Origin of the sequence: Methanosarcina sp. 1.H.A.2.2 (assembly GCF_000979975.1) — an archaeon.
Classification (GTDB): domain Archaea; phylum Halobacteriota; class Methanosarcinia; order Methanosarcinales; family Methanosarcinaceae; genus Methanosarcina.
The window spans coordinates 24,218-39,454 of sequence record NZ_JJQL01000021.1 but is presented as its reverse complement, the minus strand read 5'-3'; the positions used below and the strand labels follow the sequence as shown (position 1 = coordinate 39,454).

Here is a 15,237-nt window from a genome sequence, read left to right as displayed (position 1 = left end):
GTGCGAGGGATGGGATTCGAACCCACGAACTCCTACAAGACTAGGCCCTCAACCTAGCGCCTTTGACCTGGCTGGGCAACCCTCGCATTTAGATGTAGCAAATGAATAGGCTTAAAGAATTTTTGGCTTAAAGAACTTTATTATAATTTTTTTTATGTAAAAGCGTATTGAATTTAAAGTTAATAATATTAAGAAATTTGGTGCGAGGGATGGGATTCGAACCCACGAACTCCTACAAGACTAGGCCCTCAACCTAGCGCCTTTGACCTGGCTGGGCAACCCTCGCATCTTGTTTCCTGTTAAATTCCGGCGCGCTTTACGCCTTGCACTTCCTCACAATATCATGGATAATATATAAACGTTTCGAGCCGTGAGGGGCACTGGCAATAATTGTTGAAAGATCCCGCAGTAAACGGAATAATTCCTGAAGTATCCGGGCGCAGGAAAGCCCCTGTAAGGAGGGTTTTCAGGCCAGAATACGGTCGGAAAAATGGTGCTTGAACCCGGGCTAAACCAGGATTCAGAGCTGGTCCAGAATTGTCATCAGGCCTTCGGCTTTGCCTTTAACCACATGTGCGGCGTTAAGGACAAGGTCTTTAGCTGTATATGAACCATCGGACTCCATGGTGAAAACAAAAGCGCTCTCATCATAGTTCACCTTTATCGCATTGATGTCACAGACCTTCTCACAGAGCCTGCAGAGGGAACACCTTATGACGTCATCCTCGGCAATCTTTGCTCCGGCCTCTTCAACCTTGATAATGTCCTTAGGACATTCTGCTGCACAGTGCCCGCAGGCATCGCAGTTTTCAATGGTTATAACAGGCATGTTTTTGTAGCCACATGCAACGCCTGCCTGCCATCTAACGCTGTCTCTACCATAGCCCATGTGGGCAATAGCCTCGAGCACAAGCTTCTGTCCCTTTTTCAGCTCAACAATCGGTACATTCGGATCTGCTGGCTGGATCTTGGGATCAGCGGAGATAAGGTCCCGCGAATGAACGATTCCGGGGCCTTCTGCACTGAGGGTCAGGGAGACCTCGCAGGCAGGGCAACCTTCTCCTTCGCAGACGTCGCACTCAGCCTGAGGCCTGTACGTCTCTATATCCGTTACAAGCGGTATTAAGGAGAGACGGAGAGCCAGCTGTTCATCATAGAGTACGGAGGTGTTGTCGTAAAGGTTTACATACTCGATTGCAAGAGTGGGTACATCAGCGACCATGGCACGCCGGATGCCGTTAGCAAACGCCGTGCTTACCCTGGACAGCACAAACTTTGCAGATCTGTCCGATAACTCCAGAATGTCTACTTCCATCGTCATATACCTTAATTCCCCTTAATTTTGAATACCTTAAAAAAAGAGAATTTTGAAGAATTCTCTGAATAATTCTCTTTATACACGCCTTCCGCCTTTCGGACGGGTGCCGTCGTGCGGGACAGGAGTAACATCTTCAATCCTGCCAATGCGGATTCCTGCTCTTGCAAAAGCCCTGATTGCAGCCTGTGCACCGGGTCCGGGGCTTCTCTGCTTGTTTCCTCCGGGAGCTCTTACCTGGATGTGGATGCCGTGGATGCCCTTGTCCCTGAGTTGGTCAGCAAGCTGGCCAGCCATCTGCATGGCAGTATAAGGAGAGCTTTCGTCCCTTGCAGCCTTTACGACCATACCACCAGAGGACTTTGCAATAGTTTCAGCCCCGGTGATGTCAGTTATCGTAATGATCGTGTTGTTAAATGAGGATTTGATGTGGGCCACAGCCCATTTCATGTCTGCCATGTTTATCTCCTCCCTCCTCTCTTCTTCTTTCCACCTGGACCGCCTCTCCTTTCGGGAGGTCTTTCTCTTGCCTGCTTTGCCTCAGCGGCAGCCTTAAGGGTTGTTGCGCTGTCTGCAAGGTAGGATGCTACCTGGACAGGTCTTTCAGGGTGGGCTTCACTCATGAGAGGGGAGTTCCCATAGTACTCGATATGCATCTCGTCCTCCTTTGAGACCAGCATTCCCGGAATTGTAGCTTTTCTTCCGTTAATTGCAATGTGGCCGTGAGTGATGAACTGGCGTGCCTGGACAACTGTCCTGGAAAGCCCGAGACGGAGAACCTGGGTCTGGAGTCTCCTTTCAAGAATATTTTCAGTCTTTAAAGAAAGAATATCGTCAATGTTAGCGTCCGATTTGATAATACCGTAACGAATGAGCTTGGCAAGAATTTCTTCGGACTGAGTCTTCAGGTGACCTTCAAGTCCGCCTTCCTGACCGCCAGCGACGTTTGCAAGCAGGTTTCGGGCTTCGGATCTGTACATCCTTAGCATACTAGCTGCTTTCCAGACTTCTTTCTTGTTTCTGAGGCCGTATGCCTTCACAAGCTGGACTTCAGCAGCCATCCTGGCTTCCTGCCATGGGTGCCTGGGAGTCTCGTAACTTTTACTTTTTTTACCTGGATATGCCATTTCAAATCACCTTAACGAAAAATTACTTCTTCCTGCTCACACCGACAGTTGATCCGCGGCGGCCTGTGGATTTTGTCCTCTGTCCTCTGACCTTAAGGCCTCTCTCGTGCCTGAGACCTCTGTAGGCACGGACCTTCTTCAGGTTGTTAATGTCTTCCCTGAAAGTCAGTACGATATCTGTTCCGAGCAGGTGCTTGTTTTCTCCGGTGGCCAGGTCATTCTGCCTGTTAAGCATCCAGGTAGGGACGAGATCCTCAAAACTTCCGATTGCAGTGTCGAGTTTGGCTACGTCTTCATCCGGAAGATATCCAAGTATAGCAGCAGGGTTTACCCCAGCGCCCTTTGCAATGAGTATTGCAGTACGCCTCCCGATTCCGGGAAGACCTGTAAGAGCATACTGTACGGGCTTTGCGCCCTTCAGGTCGGTATTCATAATCCGAACAAGATGCCTTAGTTCTTCGTTATTTTTTGCTTCAACCATATACTTCCTCCATTGGAGTGCATACAGCATCCTGTAGCCCCTGATCGAATACCCTTAAAGAATACACGAAAAACTCAGGAGCAGCTCTCTAAAGGAGCTTCTTTACAGCATATACTGATGAGTTCTTTTACATGCAACTGCCAGTATATAAGGATATCTGCGCCCGCCCCCCACTGAAAGTGAATTTTCGGAAGAACTGAAAGATGATAATGGGAAATTTACTGAATAAAGAAAAGACGTGAAAGAAAAATATAGAAAAACAACATCACAGAATAGTACAGAAATCGTGTTTAATAGAAAAAGCACAGAAATCGATAGAAAAAGCATAGGAATAGTAGAGTAGAACAAGAAAGTCGAAGTAGTATAAGAAATCTTTAAAGAAATACTGAAAATTTGTAAAAACATCAGAATGAGAAAAATCTGACGCCGAGGGGGAGATTCGAACTCCCGAGGGGCTAAGCCCCACAAGCTTTCCAGGCTTGCGCCCTACCACTAGACTACCTCGGCACAGAGCTTATGACACGACTTATACCATAACGGAATAGTGGTATATAAATCTTATTCTAGGAATGTATACGGAAAAAAGAATTTAAAAGGTTAGAGCTGAACAGGCTCCTCTTTTTTAGCCCAGCCTTTTGGATAAGTTCCTGCGTTCATAAGTATGCGGATAGGAGAAGCTGCAATACCGGCAGAAGCTTTGAGGATCTCTTCAGTGTTCATTTCAGCCTTTGCAAGAGCCACAAATTCCCCTTTTAAGGTAAAGAGCCCTGCAAGTTCCCCTTTAGTCAGATTGGAGTCCAGACTTGTGATGCCAGGGACTGCCAGGGAAGCGCCTGAACAAACCGCATCCACTGCACTGTCCCGCAGGATAATTTTGGGAAGGTGGGATACGGCAGATTCCATTGGTCGGATAACCCTTCTCAGTTCGGACTCATCTCCCTCTTCCTTCCATAACACATAAGCGTCTTTCAGTTCATGGAGAGTGACAATGGTTTTTTCCGTAAACGGCCCTGCTTTAGTCCTGCGGAGTCCCTGCATATGCCCTCTGCAGCCCAGAGCAAGCCCGATGTCATGGCAGAGTTTTCTGATATAAGTTCCTGCCTCACACCCAACGCGGAGGAGTACGGACGTGCCCTCAATTTCAAGCACTTCCAGGTAATAGATTGTCCTTACCCTTGTGACACGTTTAACAGCTGATTTTATAGGAGGCATCTGGTAAATAGGGCCTGTAAATTCCTCGCAGACCTGGCGAACCAGCTTTGGAGGCATAGCCCTGTGAAGTTTCAGATGGCAGATATACTCTTTTCCTGAGAGACGCAGGGCAGGTACGGCTTTTGTAGCTTTGCCCAGCAAGGTAGGCAAAAGCCCTGTAACCTTCGGATCAAGAGAACCTGCATGCCCTGCCGTATTCACACCAAGTATGGCTTTTACCCAAGCTGCAACTTCGTGGCTTGTAGGTCCACTGGGCTTGTCAATATTCACCACTCCTTTTTCGATATATTCAAGGATAGGGCGCTTTTCCGGATAACAGCCATAGGATGGATTTGTCCAGGCGCCGGACTTTCGGACAAGGGTTCTTTCAACTTCTGCGGGCAGTTTGCCGGCGGATGACATGGTTTTTCAAAACTCCTGGGTTGTGGTTATGGATTCAAATAGGTAATGTGTAAAGATATGAAATACTCTTTAAATCTGAGATACTCTTTAAATCTGAGTTATTCAAGTAAATCTAAAACACCTGTAGTAAATATGAGGTATCGAGAAAGTACAGGTAATTTCCAGTAAAGAATTTACAGCAAAGATAGTTATGCCCTATGGAGACAATCAATGTAAGGCAACCTTCATAACGGGCGCAGAGAGTTAACAGGCATATATAGAGGTAAGATATTCAGTAGCAACATCAGGCATCAGCAGCAACATCAGGCATCAGTAGCAACATCAGGCATCAGTAGCAACATCAGGCATCAGTAGCAACATCAGGCATCAGTAGCAACATCAGGCATCAGCAGCAACATCAGGCATCAGTAGCAACATAAATGTCCCGTATAGATATGGTATCCATAATATCAGGGTTCGGCAGATAAAACCCTACGCTTGATATAAAAACTCTACCTCGGTAAATCGGAGGGCTGGTGAAAAATCACTCCGGTCCGACAAGAGAGTCAATAGCGACCCTGAGGATATCAAGAGTCTGGTACTGGTTCCATTTTTCAGAATCGATAACAATGTCGTAGATTGATAGATCTGCAATATCAATGCCGTAATAATTCTTATAACGAAGGGCTTCGGATTTTTCCCTTTCAACCGTTTTTCCCAGTTCTTCATCAAAGGAGATTGATTTCTCACGCCTCTGGATACGCTTAACCCTTGTCAGTAGTGGGGCTTTTATCCAGATTTTAAGCACATTGGGTACCCCTTCAGCCATATGGCCTGCAAGCCGGCTTTCGAGAATGATGTTGTCCTGGGTATGGATAATGGATTTCTGGTTTTTATCGATATCAAGATCAATGGAGGGATCTTTTTCAGCCATGGCACCGAACTCAGACAGGCTCATTCCTCTCCCCCTTGCCATCTTCCTGAAGATTTCACCAGAGGAAATCAGCTCAAGCTCATAGTATTCAGACAGGAGCCTGGAGAGGGTTGTTGTCCCGCTCCCGGGAAGCCCACTCACTGTGATCTGCATCAGACCCCACCGATATTCAGCGCCTTCCGGATAAGCTGGCTGACCCCGAGAGAGGAGATAAAGTACCAGTAGATCCAGTGCTGGAAAGGACCAAAAGCCTTTGAAGTAAGCAGTTGTTCGCCCCAGAAGGGAAAGACCATGGTGGCAGCTCCGTGCCCGCTAATGTAATAGTAAGCCCACATGAAGAGAGGCAGGGAGATAATACTGATATAAGCCATGGGCTTGAACTGCTGCTTTGACATCTTCATCTGATCTTCCATCATATCCTTGCGCTGGTCTTCAAGTTTTTTCAGCATATAGGTATTCTGGGAAAGCTGTGCCTCCCGAAACTCTTTCTGAAAAACCTTCATGCGCTCCTGAGTGTTCCTCATGAGTTCCCAGTCGATGGTGTACTTCTGGATAAGGGATGCGTAGATGGCAGTGATAGCAGCCATAATTAAAAGAACCAGGTGGAAGTTCTCCTGTCCGACCAGCATGAGCACAGGGTCCATTAAAGCCCCTACTGCTTCTCCTACAGCCTGCCTGAAATCCTGTCCAAGAATCATTATCCCGAACATAAGGGAAAAACCGAAAGCCAGCAGGAACCGGTCTATTTGCTTTTTTAATACCTCTGAAACCAAGTTGTCCTCACCATTAAGGTTCAATAAATATAATTATGATTCATTCAAGCTGAAGAATCGTGTTAGATAGAGCTCGACGAAATAAAGTCCTGACAATGAATTGAGTCTTAATAAGCTTGAAATAGTAAGCTTGAAGAGTTGTTAGTAGATTAGTCAAAGTAAATCAGCTCAGATTGCACGAGCTGGTTTAAGACGTTTACATAGGTTTTCTGGTTAATAAGTTTCGATGTATATATAAGTTATACTATTCAGACTATTCGGATAGACTCTGGCTGCATTTATGCTTCGATAAGTGCCGGGAGATAGAATATGCAGCAGAAAAAAATAACACAATCAGAAGAAACTAGGGTCGCATCAGCAGTAAAATGTCGGATATAATCGATTACAACTATTCTGAATCATTTAATCCTTGAGGATTGACGCGACACTAGTGCATCGGTTCCAAATTAGGGAACTAAATCTTTAAATTTAAATTAAGGACGAATTAGTGTACATTCAATTCACTCCTTAGCAAAGGTGCACATCGTGCCCCTTTGAAGAAAGCCGCATCCCCAGTTCATGAATGCGCATTTCTGCGCCCCCTTTGATCCAGGGATATACAGCATCGTATACGAAGGCTATTTTCATTGCATCACCTTACCAGTCTGTATCAACTTCCAGGAGCATTACGCTTACAAAGATTGCAGAAAAGATCAGCTGGAGCCCAACTGCTGCAAGCACCATTGAAATAACTGCGGATTCTATTTCTTCAAGAGAGCCATATCCTGAACTGATCCATGTGTAGGTGACTTTTAGCCCAAGAACGAGACCTGAACCCAGGATAAGTGAGCCTCCAAGCAGTTCTTTTTCAAGGGAATGGTAGCTCAGCAACTTCTTACCTTTTCTGTCATCCCTGTACATGCCGTGGATCAGGCCATAGGTTTTCATATACCCGCCAGTGGCAAGGATTTGCCCTCCAATGATTAAGAGCACGCTGCCCAAAATAAAGGAGTGTAGCCGGTTATATGCAGCATTTCCCGTGAGAAGAAGGGAAGTTGTTATGAGAAAACCCAGTATAAACACAAAAGCCCCGGGCAGATAAAGGAAAGGGGCTGGCCGGTATAACATCATGAAACGGACATGCCTCCAGCCGTCCTGGAAAGAGCGCAGTTTGGAGGGGGCTTTGCGTGAGTAATAGGTTATGGGAACTTCTTTGATCTTCAGTCCGCTTTTTGCAGCTTCAATTATCATTTCGGACGCAAGTTCCATGCCATGAGTTTTAAGGTCCATTTTTTCGAGGGCTTCTTTAGTAAAAGCTCTCATCCCGCAGTGTGCATCCGAAATTTTTGTTTTGAACAGAAAATTGAGCATGCCGGTCAGGATAGGGTTGCCAATATACTGGTGCAGCCAGGGCATAGCTCCTTTTTTGATTTCACCCTTAAGCCGGGAGCCCATTATGAAATCTGCGTCCCCTGCCATAAGGGGGTCCAGAAATTTATCAAGCTCAAGGAGGTCATATGTGTTGTCTGCATCGGCAATGGCAATATAATCACCCTTCGCTTCAGCCAGCCCTTTGAGGTAAGCATTCCCGTACCCTTTTATCGGGCCTATGACCTTTGCACCCATGGATGCTGCAATCTCAGCGGTTTTATCCGAAGAATTGTCAGCAACGATTATTTCTCCCTCTATACCATATTTTTTGAATATAGACTGAGCTTTCTGTATGCAAATACGGATAGTTTCTTCCTCATTCATGGAAGGCATTACGATAGAAAGAGAGGGCATGCCCAGCTAATACAGCATATCTCCTAATAACTATTTTGATACTTCACAGTTTTCAAGAAGAGATTATCAAAGCATATTTCCTGTAGTGCCGTTTGAACAGGGGGATCGGAGGAGCTGGAACATAAAGCAAAGAAAAGGACCCGGACTTCTATTAACAAGCTATAGCTTCTGTTAACAAGCTATATAATCTATCAGAAAACTCTTTTTAAGTGGGGAGTTTGGAGTTTTCCAGAACTTACGGATCATATCAGCACATTTTGGAATACAAAAACGCTTGATATCTGGAATTCAAACAGTCTGGTGATATCTTTAATTGGTTTTGACAGAGGGATCGAATGGTTAAGGTAAATATAATATTCTACAGTATGTACGGGCACGTCTACAGGATGGCAGAAGCTGTTGCTGCTGGAGCAAGGGAGGTTGAAGGGGCTGAGGTAGGGATTTACCAGGTGCCTGAAACCCTTCCGGATAAAGTCCTGGAAAAGATGGGGGCAATAGAAACGAAAAAGCTTTTTGCCAATATCCCTGTCCTGACCCGGGAAATGCATGAAGATGTACTGGCTGGAGCCGATGCATTGATATTCGGAACTCCTACGCGCTACGGAAATATGGCAGCTCAGATGCGTGCAGTCCTTGACGGTGTTGGAGGGCTGTGGAGCCGGGATGCTTTTGTGGGAAAGGTAGGAAGTGTTTTTACTTCCAGCGGAACTCAGCATGGGGGGCAGGAATCCACAATCCTCACATTTCATGTTACCTTGCTTCACCTTGGAATGATAATTGTAGGGCTTCCATATGCTGAAAAAAGGCAGACACGAATGGATGAAATTACAGGTGGCAGCCCATATGGAGCTTCAACAATTGCCGGACATGGCGGAAGCCGCCAGCCTTCAGAAAATGAACTTGCAATGGCCCGTTATCAGGGCAGACATGTAACTCAGATCGCAAGAAAAGTCGCTGGAAAATAAAACCTTTTAAAAATAAATAAGGACGGAAAAACGTTCCCTTCTTGCGGGTGTTTTCCCTTTCAGTTTCTTTGCTTCTTTTGTCTGAAATAAGAATGCTTAGCTAAAGCCCGGGAAGGCTTTGCCTCGGCGTTCAAACTTATCCTGAGCTGTTGTCAGGCACGCCAGAGTACAGTATACTGCCTTTTCCTCGGCACTCTTGAGGACAAAGAATTCGTTCCCGCAAACGGGACATATTTTTTTTACGTAAACCATAGTAGACACGCACATTTTTGTATGTGGATACTTTCTTTAAAGACTTCGTTTTTATCAGCTATACTATCAAGAACACAACTAAATATAAACTTTCGTATGAATTTTATATATATCTTTAACAAGAAATTAAATTAATTTCAACGGGCTGGTCACACAATATTTATAAAAATCGTATGCAGCAAATGTATGTTTTTTCTATCTTTATATTATGAATCCAAACTATTTTACTCTGTCGCGCCTGAGGATGATAGATTTTAAGGATAAAGTTGTTATTCTCACAGATCTTTTCTTCCCCTTAAATATTTCAGCGATATATTCAATTCTTATAAGGACTTAAGTTCAATAATAGATTCGATTTCTCTGGTCATCTGAGACACATCCTGCACTTTTCGAACTTAAACCCAGAGCATGTCCAGAACACCAGCAGAATTTAATAAGTGGTTCAACCGGTTTGCTTTGATTTTTCATTTTTGCTTTGATTTCCCATGATAGAACCTGATCTAAGAAGAGTACAGAATAGAATGCGAAATAGCAGAATATCGAGTCGGAGGTGTCCTAAATTAGGCCGCTGATTTTCGGAAATGGAAAAATCCTGATTTGTGAAGATGAGAAAGGGACTATAAGGGATGTCTATTTCCCATATGTAGGGCTTGAGAATCACGGGAACTCTATAAGGGTCGGTGTATGCGACCTCGACTCCCTTTACTGTAGCTGGCTTGAAAACTGGAAGATCCGGCAGCGGTACAAATCAGATTTCAAAGAAAATTTCTGTAGCAGGGTTTTTGATATCTCAGGAACGCGGGAGGAGCCCGGGGCAGAAAAAGAAGAGGCGACTAATGAAAATACGCCTGAAATCTGCAGAGAAGTTGTTTCAAATATAGGGGAAACAGTATTCGAAAACCCTGAGCTCGGGCTCCAGGTTACGGTCTGGGAGGCTGTCCATCCGTCTGTGAACATTTTTTACAGGACCTATGAAATCAAAAATATCTCGAATTCTCCCAAGCACCTGCGTCTTTTTTCCAACCAGAACTACCGGATCCTTGAAAACAAGATCGGAGAAACCGCTGTAATTGATAAACAGACCCTTATCCATTACAAGCGCGATCGTTATTTCCTGCATGCTAGTGACCCTCCCTTTGACCAGCATGCGGTAGGGACTGCGGAGTGGAAAGGGCTTGAAGGCACCTGGAAAGACATGGAAGATGATGCAAGTCTCAGTGGAAACCCCGTAGCCCACGGCTCGGTAGATTCAACTCTTGGCTGGACCTTGCCTGAACTGAAAGCCGGAGAATCAACAAGGGTTCATTTCTGGGTCGTTTTTGGAAAAAAGTACTGCAATGTGCTCAAGATTCATAATAGAGTAAAGGCAGCCGGAAGAAGCGCTCTTTTCCACCACAACTTCAATTTCTGGAACTCTTTTGTCGAGAGGGCTTCCGTCCTCCCGGAGTTTGCCTGGATGCCGCAGCTTCCGGAAAGAGTCTCACAGTGCTTTTACCGCAGCCTCCTTGCAGTTGTTGCCCACATGGATATTACAGGTTCGGTGATAGCTTCCTGCGACTCGGATATCAAGCAGTTTGGGGCAGACCTCTACTCCTACTGCTGGCCCAGAGACGCAGCCTGGGTCTGCCTTGCGCTCGACAGAGCGAGGTACCATCACCTGAGTACGGAGATATTTGAGTTTTTCTCCAGGACAATCACACATAGAGGAAACTTCCTTCACAAGTATACCCCCGCAGGAGATTTCGGGAGCACCTGGCATCCCGTGCCCATGGTCCAGATTGATGAAACCGGGCTTCCCCTCTATGCCCTCTACAACAACTGGGAGCTTGCAAGGAGTGTCTGGACTACAGGCAGGTATTACAGAGGGCTTGTCCTTCCCGCAGCCAATTACCTTACAAAAGCCCTGGACAGGGAAACCGGGCTTCCCATTTCGAGCTTTGACCTCTGGGAAGAGCGAAAAGGCGTGCATACCTACAGCGCATGTACCGTCTATGCCGGCCTCTACGGGGCATGTGAACTCTCCCGTTCCCTTGGAGATTATGACAATGCAGAAGTCTGGGGGGAAGCAGCAAACCGCATTAAACAGGCAATCCTCGAGAGGCTTTATGATGATAAACTCAAGCGGTTCCGGCGTTCCCTCGATGACCCTACTCTTGATTCCTCGGTGTTTGCGGTCTGGTATTTCGGGCTCCTCCCGCCAGATGACCCGAAGGTTGTCCGGACAATGGAAGCCATCGAACGTGAACTTCTGCGCCCCTCAGGCGGAATCGCCCGATATCTCCATGACAGTTACTACGGCTACATGAACAGCTGGATAATCTGTACTCTCTGGCTGTCTCAGTGGCACTCCGCAACCGGAAACCTGGAAAGAGCCCTTGAGCTTCTGGAGTGGTGTGCAGCTCATACCCACCCGACAGGCCTTATGTCAGAACAGGTGGACGATAAAGGCAGATCCATTTCAGTCCTGCCGCTTGCCTGGTCTCACTCAGCTTTTGTGCTTGCTGTGCTTGAATATCTTCAGGCTCTTGAGAAAAGAGAGGGCGGAACCTGCAGTTTCCCGGGAAAATAAAACTCAATTTCTTAAGTAAAACGGTTTCTGTAAAACGGTTGATAAAAAATGGTTTCTGTAAAACGGTTGATAAAAAACGGTTTCTGTAAAACGGTTGATAAAAAACCGTTTCTGTTAAAACCGTTTCTGTTAAAACCGTTTCTGTTAAAACCGTTTCTCATAGTACAGGTATCCTTCTTCCTCTTTTACGAAAGTAAAACCGTGCTTGAGATACATGCCTATCGCTTTTTTAAGGGTTGAATCGGTTTTAAGCACGGCACCCGAACAGTTTTTCTCGGCAAAATTTAGAGCCGCCAGAAAAAGTTTTTCTCCATTACCTTTGCCTCTGAAGCCCCTTTTAAGGTAGATGCGCCTGATTTCGCAGAGGTTCCCATCAAGTTTACGGACCCCTGCAGTACCCACTACTCGGTCGTCGGCCATACCTACAAAAAAGGTGCCTCCTTTTGCGAAATAATAACCTTTGATGTCTTTCAGGTCAGAATCTTTAAGCCTGTCGTACTCAAAGCCGTGTTCAAGCAGGACTTCCAGGACGACGTCGCGAACTTCTTCCTTTCTGGATTCATCGTACATCTGGACGATCATGTTTTTTCTCCTTTATTTTAAATGGGCAGTTTCCTGTATTTATCTGCCCCTCCTTACCTGCTCCTTCTTACCTGCTCCTTCTTACCTGCTCCTTCTTACCTGCCTCTTCTTACCTGTTCCTTTTTACCTGCTCCTCCAGGATTTCAGGTTTTTTCCAATTTCAGGCTTTTTCGAGATACTCCTGAGGGCCATTATATTTTTGAAGGTCAATATATTTTTCCGGATGCTTCAGGAAATCCAGGGAAATGTTGTAGAAAATTTCAGTACCTGTGAGCAGGATATCTTCATCAATATCGAACGTGCATGAATGGTTGATCTCCACGATCCCTTTTTCCGGGTTCCGGGTGCCCAGTGAAATAAAGATTCCTGGCACCTTTTGAAGATAGCTTGCAAAGTCTTCGGCAGCAAAGGTCTTTTCCAGTTCCGGATAGACTGTAAGCTCAGGGAAACTTTCCTGAAGTTTTAAGTTAACCGCACCTGTGAAATCAGGGTCATTTACCAGGACCGGATACCCATGCAGGATGTCAAGTGCGTAATCCGGAAGCCCTGTAAACTCCTCCCCGGGTTTTGCATATCTTTCCTTTACCCTATCAAGGCACTCTCTTATTGTCATGTCGATAATTTCTGTAGTCTCGCTGTCAAATGTCCGATAGCTTCCCAGAATCTCTACACTGTCAGGAGTCCTGTTGAACTGGGCTCCACCCTGGATTCTTCCGACCCCCAGAACATATTTATCCGGTTCAAGCCGTTTTTCGAGGGCTGGATAGATACTGCTTATGAAGTCCGTTGCCATCCTGACAGGGTCAATGCAACTTGCAGGTTTTGAGATATGGCCCCCTTTCCCTTTAAGGGTGATTTCAAAACGGTTTGTGCTTGCCATAAAAGGCCCGGGGCGAAAACCCACGCTTCCGGATTCATGGTTGGTAAAGATGTGCATACCCATAACTGCATCCACGCCTTTTAGCCCTCCTTCGGCAATAACCCTCTCCGAGCCGCCTGGAGGGATCTCTTCTGCAGGCTGGAAGATCAGGCGGACTTCCCCTGGAAAGTCTCTGTTTTCTAAAAAGAGCCGTGCAGCCCCAAAAAGCATTGCCATGTGACCATCGTGTCCACAGGCATGCATTACTCCATCGTTTCCGGAAATATAATCCTCGTTTCTTTCTGTGAGTTCTTCCTGGACCTGCAGGCCGTCAGTATCCGTCCTCAGGGCAATGCAGGGGCCGGGCATTGTGCCCCGGATGCTTGCAAGCACGCCAGTATCCGCAATCTTCCTGGCTTCTATTCCCAGTTCTCCAAGAATTTTCAGGATTCTCTTCTGGGTTTCATGTTCTTTGAAACTGAGTTCGGGGTATCGGTGAAATTCTCGCCTTAGCCGGATAATCCAGGCTTCAAGCGCTTCTGCACTCGGATCATTTCTCAAAAATATTACCTCGGATTTTCTGCACATGCAGTTTATTCCGTTTATTTTTTCGATAATTTTCAGTTCCTTTATTTTTACTCTTTCAGTATATATTACTCCAGGTATATATTACTCCATTTTCTTACCCATTAATTAAGAATTTAAATACTGACAGTTAAATACATGAATGGTACAATACATTTTATCCTGCTGTTTATTTTAAAATAACGGCAGTTAAAGTGTTATTAATCTGTCATTTTTAAGGCCGCTATTAAGGTCATTATAAAGTCATTATTAAGTTATTATTAAGTCATTATATAGTCATTATAAAGTCATTATAAAGTCATTATTAAGTTATTATTAAGTTATTATAAAGTCATTATTAAGTCATTCTTAACTGAAGGTCGATCGGCGGCAGTTAAGTTCAGTTAAATTCGAGTACTCTTCACAGGCTCCAGGGATGATATAAAATGCTTAAAACACGCCTCAGAGATTTTCTTCTTACAAACGATGACTGGCTTTTTGCGGTTTCTGATTACTTCCGTAACGATGGAATAAGATCCACACTCCGCTATGTTCCGGATGAAAACGGGGAGAGAGAGTTAAACGGGAAACGGTACAAAAAATACGATTTTGGTCCGGCTTTCGAATTCATGACGCAAAACAGGCCTGAATGGGTGCAGGACGTGCACGTTGTCCCGGAGTCCGAGGTAAAGCAGGTGCTTCGTCCCTCTGACTGCATCCCGGAGCTTGTGAATTCTGACAGCCGTGTAAGGGCAATCGTAAAGGTGCTTGATATGGCAGGAATTCCCAGGACAAGTATGGGAGTTACGGGTTCAATGCTTGCAGGCCTGCAGAATGAGAGCTCGGATGTCGATTTTGTTGTCTACGGTCCTATGTGGTTCAGGGCAAGGGACGCCATAACTGCCGCAAAAAAGCAGGAGGGACCTATCGAAGAAATCGATGAAGACATGTGGCAGAGGATCTACAGGAAAAGAATCCCTGAGATTTCTTTTGACGAATTCATGTTACATGAGTCCAGAAAAGGCAACCGCGGCATGGTTGAGGGCACGTATTTCGACCTCCTTTTCGTGCGGGAATGGGATCAGATTAAAGAGCCTCTCCAGCGGGGAAAAGATACGGTCAAAATGAAAATCGAAGCCGAGGTCAAAAACGCTGACTTTGCCTTTGACAGCCCTTCTTACTACAAAGTAGAACACGACGAAATCGACCATGTGCTCTCCTATACCCACACCTATGCAGGCCAGGCTCTCCCAGGGGAGATCATAGAAGCCCGCGGCGTGGTTGAAGAATTCGGGGATATGAAGCGGCTTGTCGTTGGCACTTCAAGGGAGCCGAAAGGGGAATGGATAAGGTCCCTTACCTGGCTTGAGAAGTGCGGATATATTTGATATTAGTAGAATTTCCTCCCGGACTGGAAAATATTTCTCCTGACTCCGGGAGCAGCTTTTTAATTCGTCTA

The 15,237-nt window shown here is 45.6% G+C and carries 14 protein-coding genes and 3 tRNA genes; 3 read left to right on the top strand and 14 right to left on the bottom strand.

Annotated elements, in window-relative coordinates:
* Position 1 precedes the first annotated feature (1 nt).
* From EO93_RS04025 to EO93_RS03975, 11 genes are all read right to left on the bottom strand, one after another.
* Positions 2 to 86: transfer RNA gene (locus EO93_RS04025), tRNA-Leu, on the bottom strand.
* A 112-nt stretch (positions 87 to 198) separates the two neighbouring features.
* Positions 199 to 286, bottom strand: a tRNA-Leu gene (locus EO93_RS04020).
* 234 nt (positions 287 to 520) lie between these two features.
* Positions 521 to 1,321, bottom strand: coding sequence for a DNA-directed RNA polymerase subunit D (locus tag EO93_RS04015; RefSeq protein WP_048161199.1), 801 nt, complete (start codon positions 1,319 to 1,321; stop codon positions 521 to 523).
* A gap of 72 nt (positions 1,322 to 1,393) precedes the next feature.
* A complete protein-coding gene (locus EO93_RS04010) occupies positions 1,394 to 1,774 on the bottom strand; it encodes a 30S ribosomal protein S11 (RefSeq protein WP_048136434.1) in 381 nt (126 codons plus the stop codon).
* Between the two features lie 2 nt (positions 1,775 to 1,776).
* Complete coding sequence (locus EO93_RS04005) at positions 1,777 to 2,442, bottom strand: 30S ribosomal protein S4 (protein ID WP_048161198.1); 666 nt, start codon at positions 2,440 to 2,442, stop codon at positions 1,777 to 1,779.
* A 22-nt stretch (positions 2,443 to 2,464) separates the two neighbouring features.
* Complete coding sequence (locus EO93_RS04000) at positions 2,465 to 2,953, bottom strand: 30S ribosomal protein S13 (RefSeq protein WP_082098585.1); 489 nt, start codon at positions 2,951 to 2,953, stop codon at positions 2,465 to 2,467.
* A 394-nt stretch (positions 2,954 to 3,347) separates the two neighbouring features.
* Positions 3,348 to 3,430, bottom strand: a tRNA-Ser gene (locus EO93_RS03995).
* 90 nt (positions 3,431 to 3,520) lie between these two features.
* On the bottom strand, positions 3,521 to 4,537 hold the full coding sequence (locus EO93_RS03990) for an RNA-guided pseudouridylation complex pseudouridine synthase subunit Cbf5 (RefSeq protein WP_048136436.1): 1,017 nt from the start codon (positions 4,535 to 4,537) through the stop codon (positions 3,521 to 3,523).
* Positions 4,538 to 5,060: 523 nt separating this feature from the next.
* On the bottom strand, positions 5,061 to 5,603 hold the full coding sequence (cmk, locus tag EO93_RS03985; RefSeq protein WP_048136437.1) for a (d)CMP kinase: 543 nt from the start codon (positions 5,601 to 5,603) through the stop codon (positions 5,061 to 5,063).
* Complete coding sequence (locus EO93_RS03980; RefSeq protein WP_048161197.1) at positions 5,603 to 6,223, bottom strand: DUF106 domain-containing protein; 621 nt, start codon at positions 6,221 to 6,223, stop codon at positions 5,603 to 5,605. Before EO93_RS03980 ends, cmk begins: the two co-directional genes overlap by 1 nt.
* A gap of 636 nt (positions 6,224 to 6,859) precedes the next feature.
* Positions 6,860 to 7,987 carry a glycosyltransferase family 2 protein gene (locus EO93_RS03975; protein WP_048161196.1) on the bottom strand — a complete coding sequence of 376 codons (1,128 nt, stop codon included), beginning with the start codon at positions 7,985 to 7,987 and terminating at the stop codon, positions 6,860 to 6,862.
* Positions 7,988 to 8,322: 335 nt separating this feature from the next.
* Between EO93_RS03975 and wrbA the strand changes: the two genes are divergently transcribed.
* Positions 8,323 to 8,952, top strand: a complete 630-nt coding sequence (gene wrbA / locus EO93_RS03970; RefSeq protein WP_048161195.1) for an NAD(P)H:quinone oxidoreductase type IV — start codon at positions 8,323 to 8,325, stop codon at positions 8,950 to 8,952.
* 96 nt (positions 8,953 to 9,048) lie between these two features.
* Here wrbA and EO93_RS17885 read toward each other — a convergent pair whose 3' ends face one another.
* On the bottom strand, positions 9,049 to 9,204 hold the full coding sequence (locus EO93_RS17885; RefSeq protein ID WP_200898081.1) for a hypothetical protein: 156 nt from the start codon (positions 9,202 to 9,204) through the stop codon (positions 9,049 to 9,051).
* A gap of 949 nt (positions 9,205 to 10,153) precedes the next feature.
* Here EO93_RS17885 and EO93_RS03965 point away from each other — a divergent pair.
* The gene (locus EO93_RS03965) at positions 10,154 to 11,773 is read left to right on the top strand and encodes a glycoside hydrolase family 15 protein (protein ID WP_235284100.1); all 1,620 of its coding nucleotides are present in this window, start codon (positions 10,154 to 10,156) and stop codon (positions 11,771 to 11,773) included.
* Between the two features lie 144 nt (positions 11,774 to 11,917).
* Here the strand turns inward: EO93_RS03965 and EO93_RS03960 are convergent, their stop codons facing one another.
* The gene (locus EO93_RS03960) at positions 11,918 to 12,355 is read right to left on the bottom strand and encodes a GNAT family N-acetyltransferase (protein ID WP_048161193.1); all 438 of its coding nucleotides are present in this window, start codon (positions 12,353 to 12,355) and stop codon (positions 11,918 to 11,920) included.
* Between the two features lie 160 nt (positions 12,356 to 12,515).
* Positions 12,516 to 13,775, bottom strand: coding sequence for a M20 family metallopeptidase (locus EO93_RS03955; RefSeq protein WP_394297241.1), 1,260 nt, complete (start codon positions 13,773 to 13,775; stop codon positions 12,516 to 12,518).
* Positions 13,776 to 14,224: 449 nt separating this feature from the next.
* On the opposite strand from EO93_RS03955, the gene EO93_RS03950 reads away from it, so the two are divergent.
* The gene (locus EO93_RS03950; RefSeq protein WP_048136444.1) at positions 14,225 to 15,166 is read left to right on the top strand and encodes a nucleotidyltransferase domain-containing protein; all 942 of its coding nucleotides are present in this window, start codon (positions 14,225 to 14,227) and stop codon (positions 15,164 to 15,166) included.
* Positions 15,167 to 15,237: the final 71 nt, after the last annotated feature.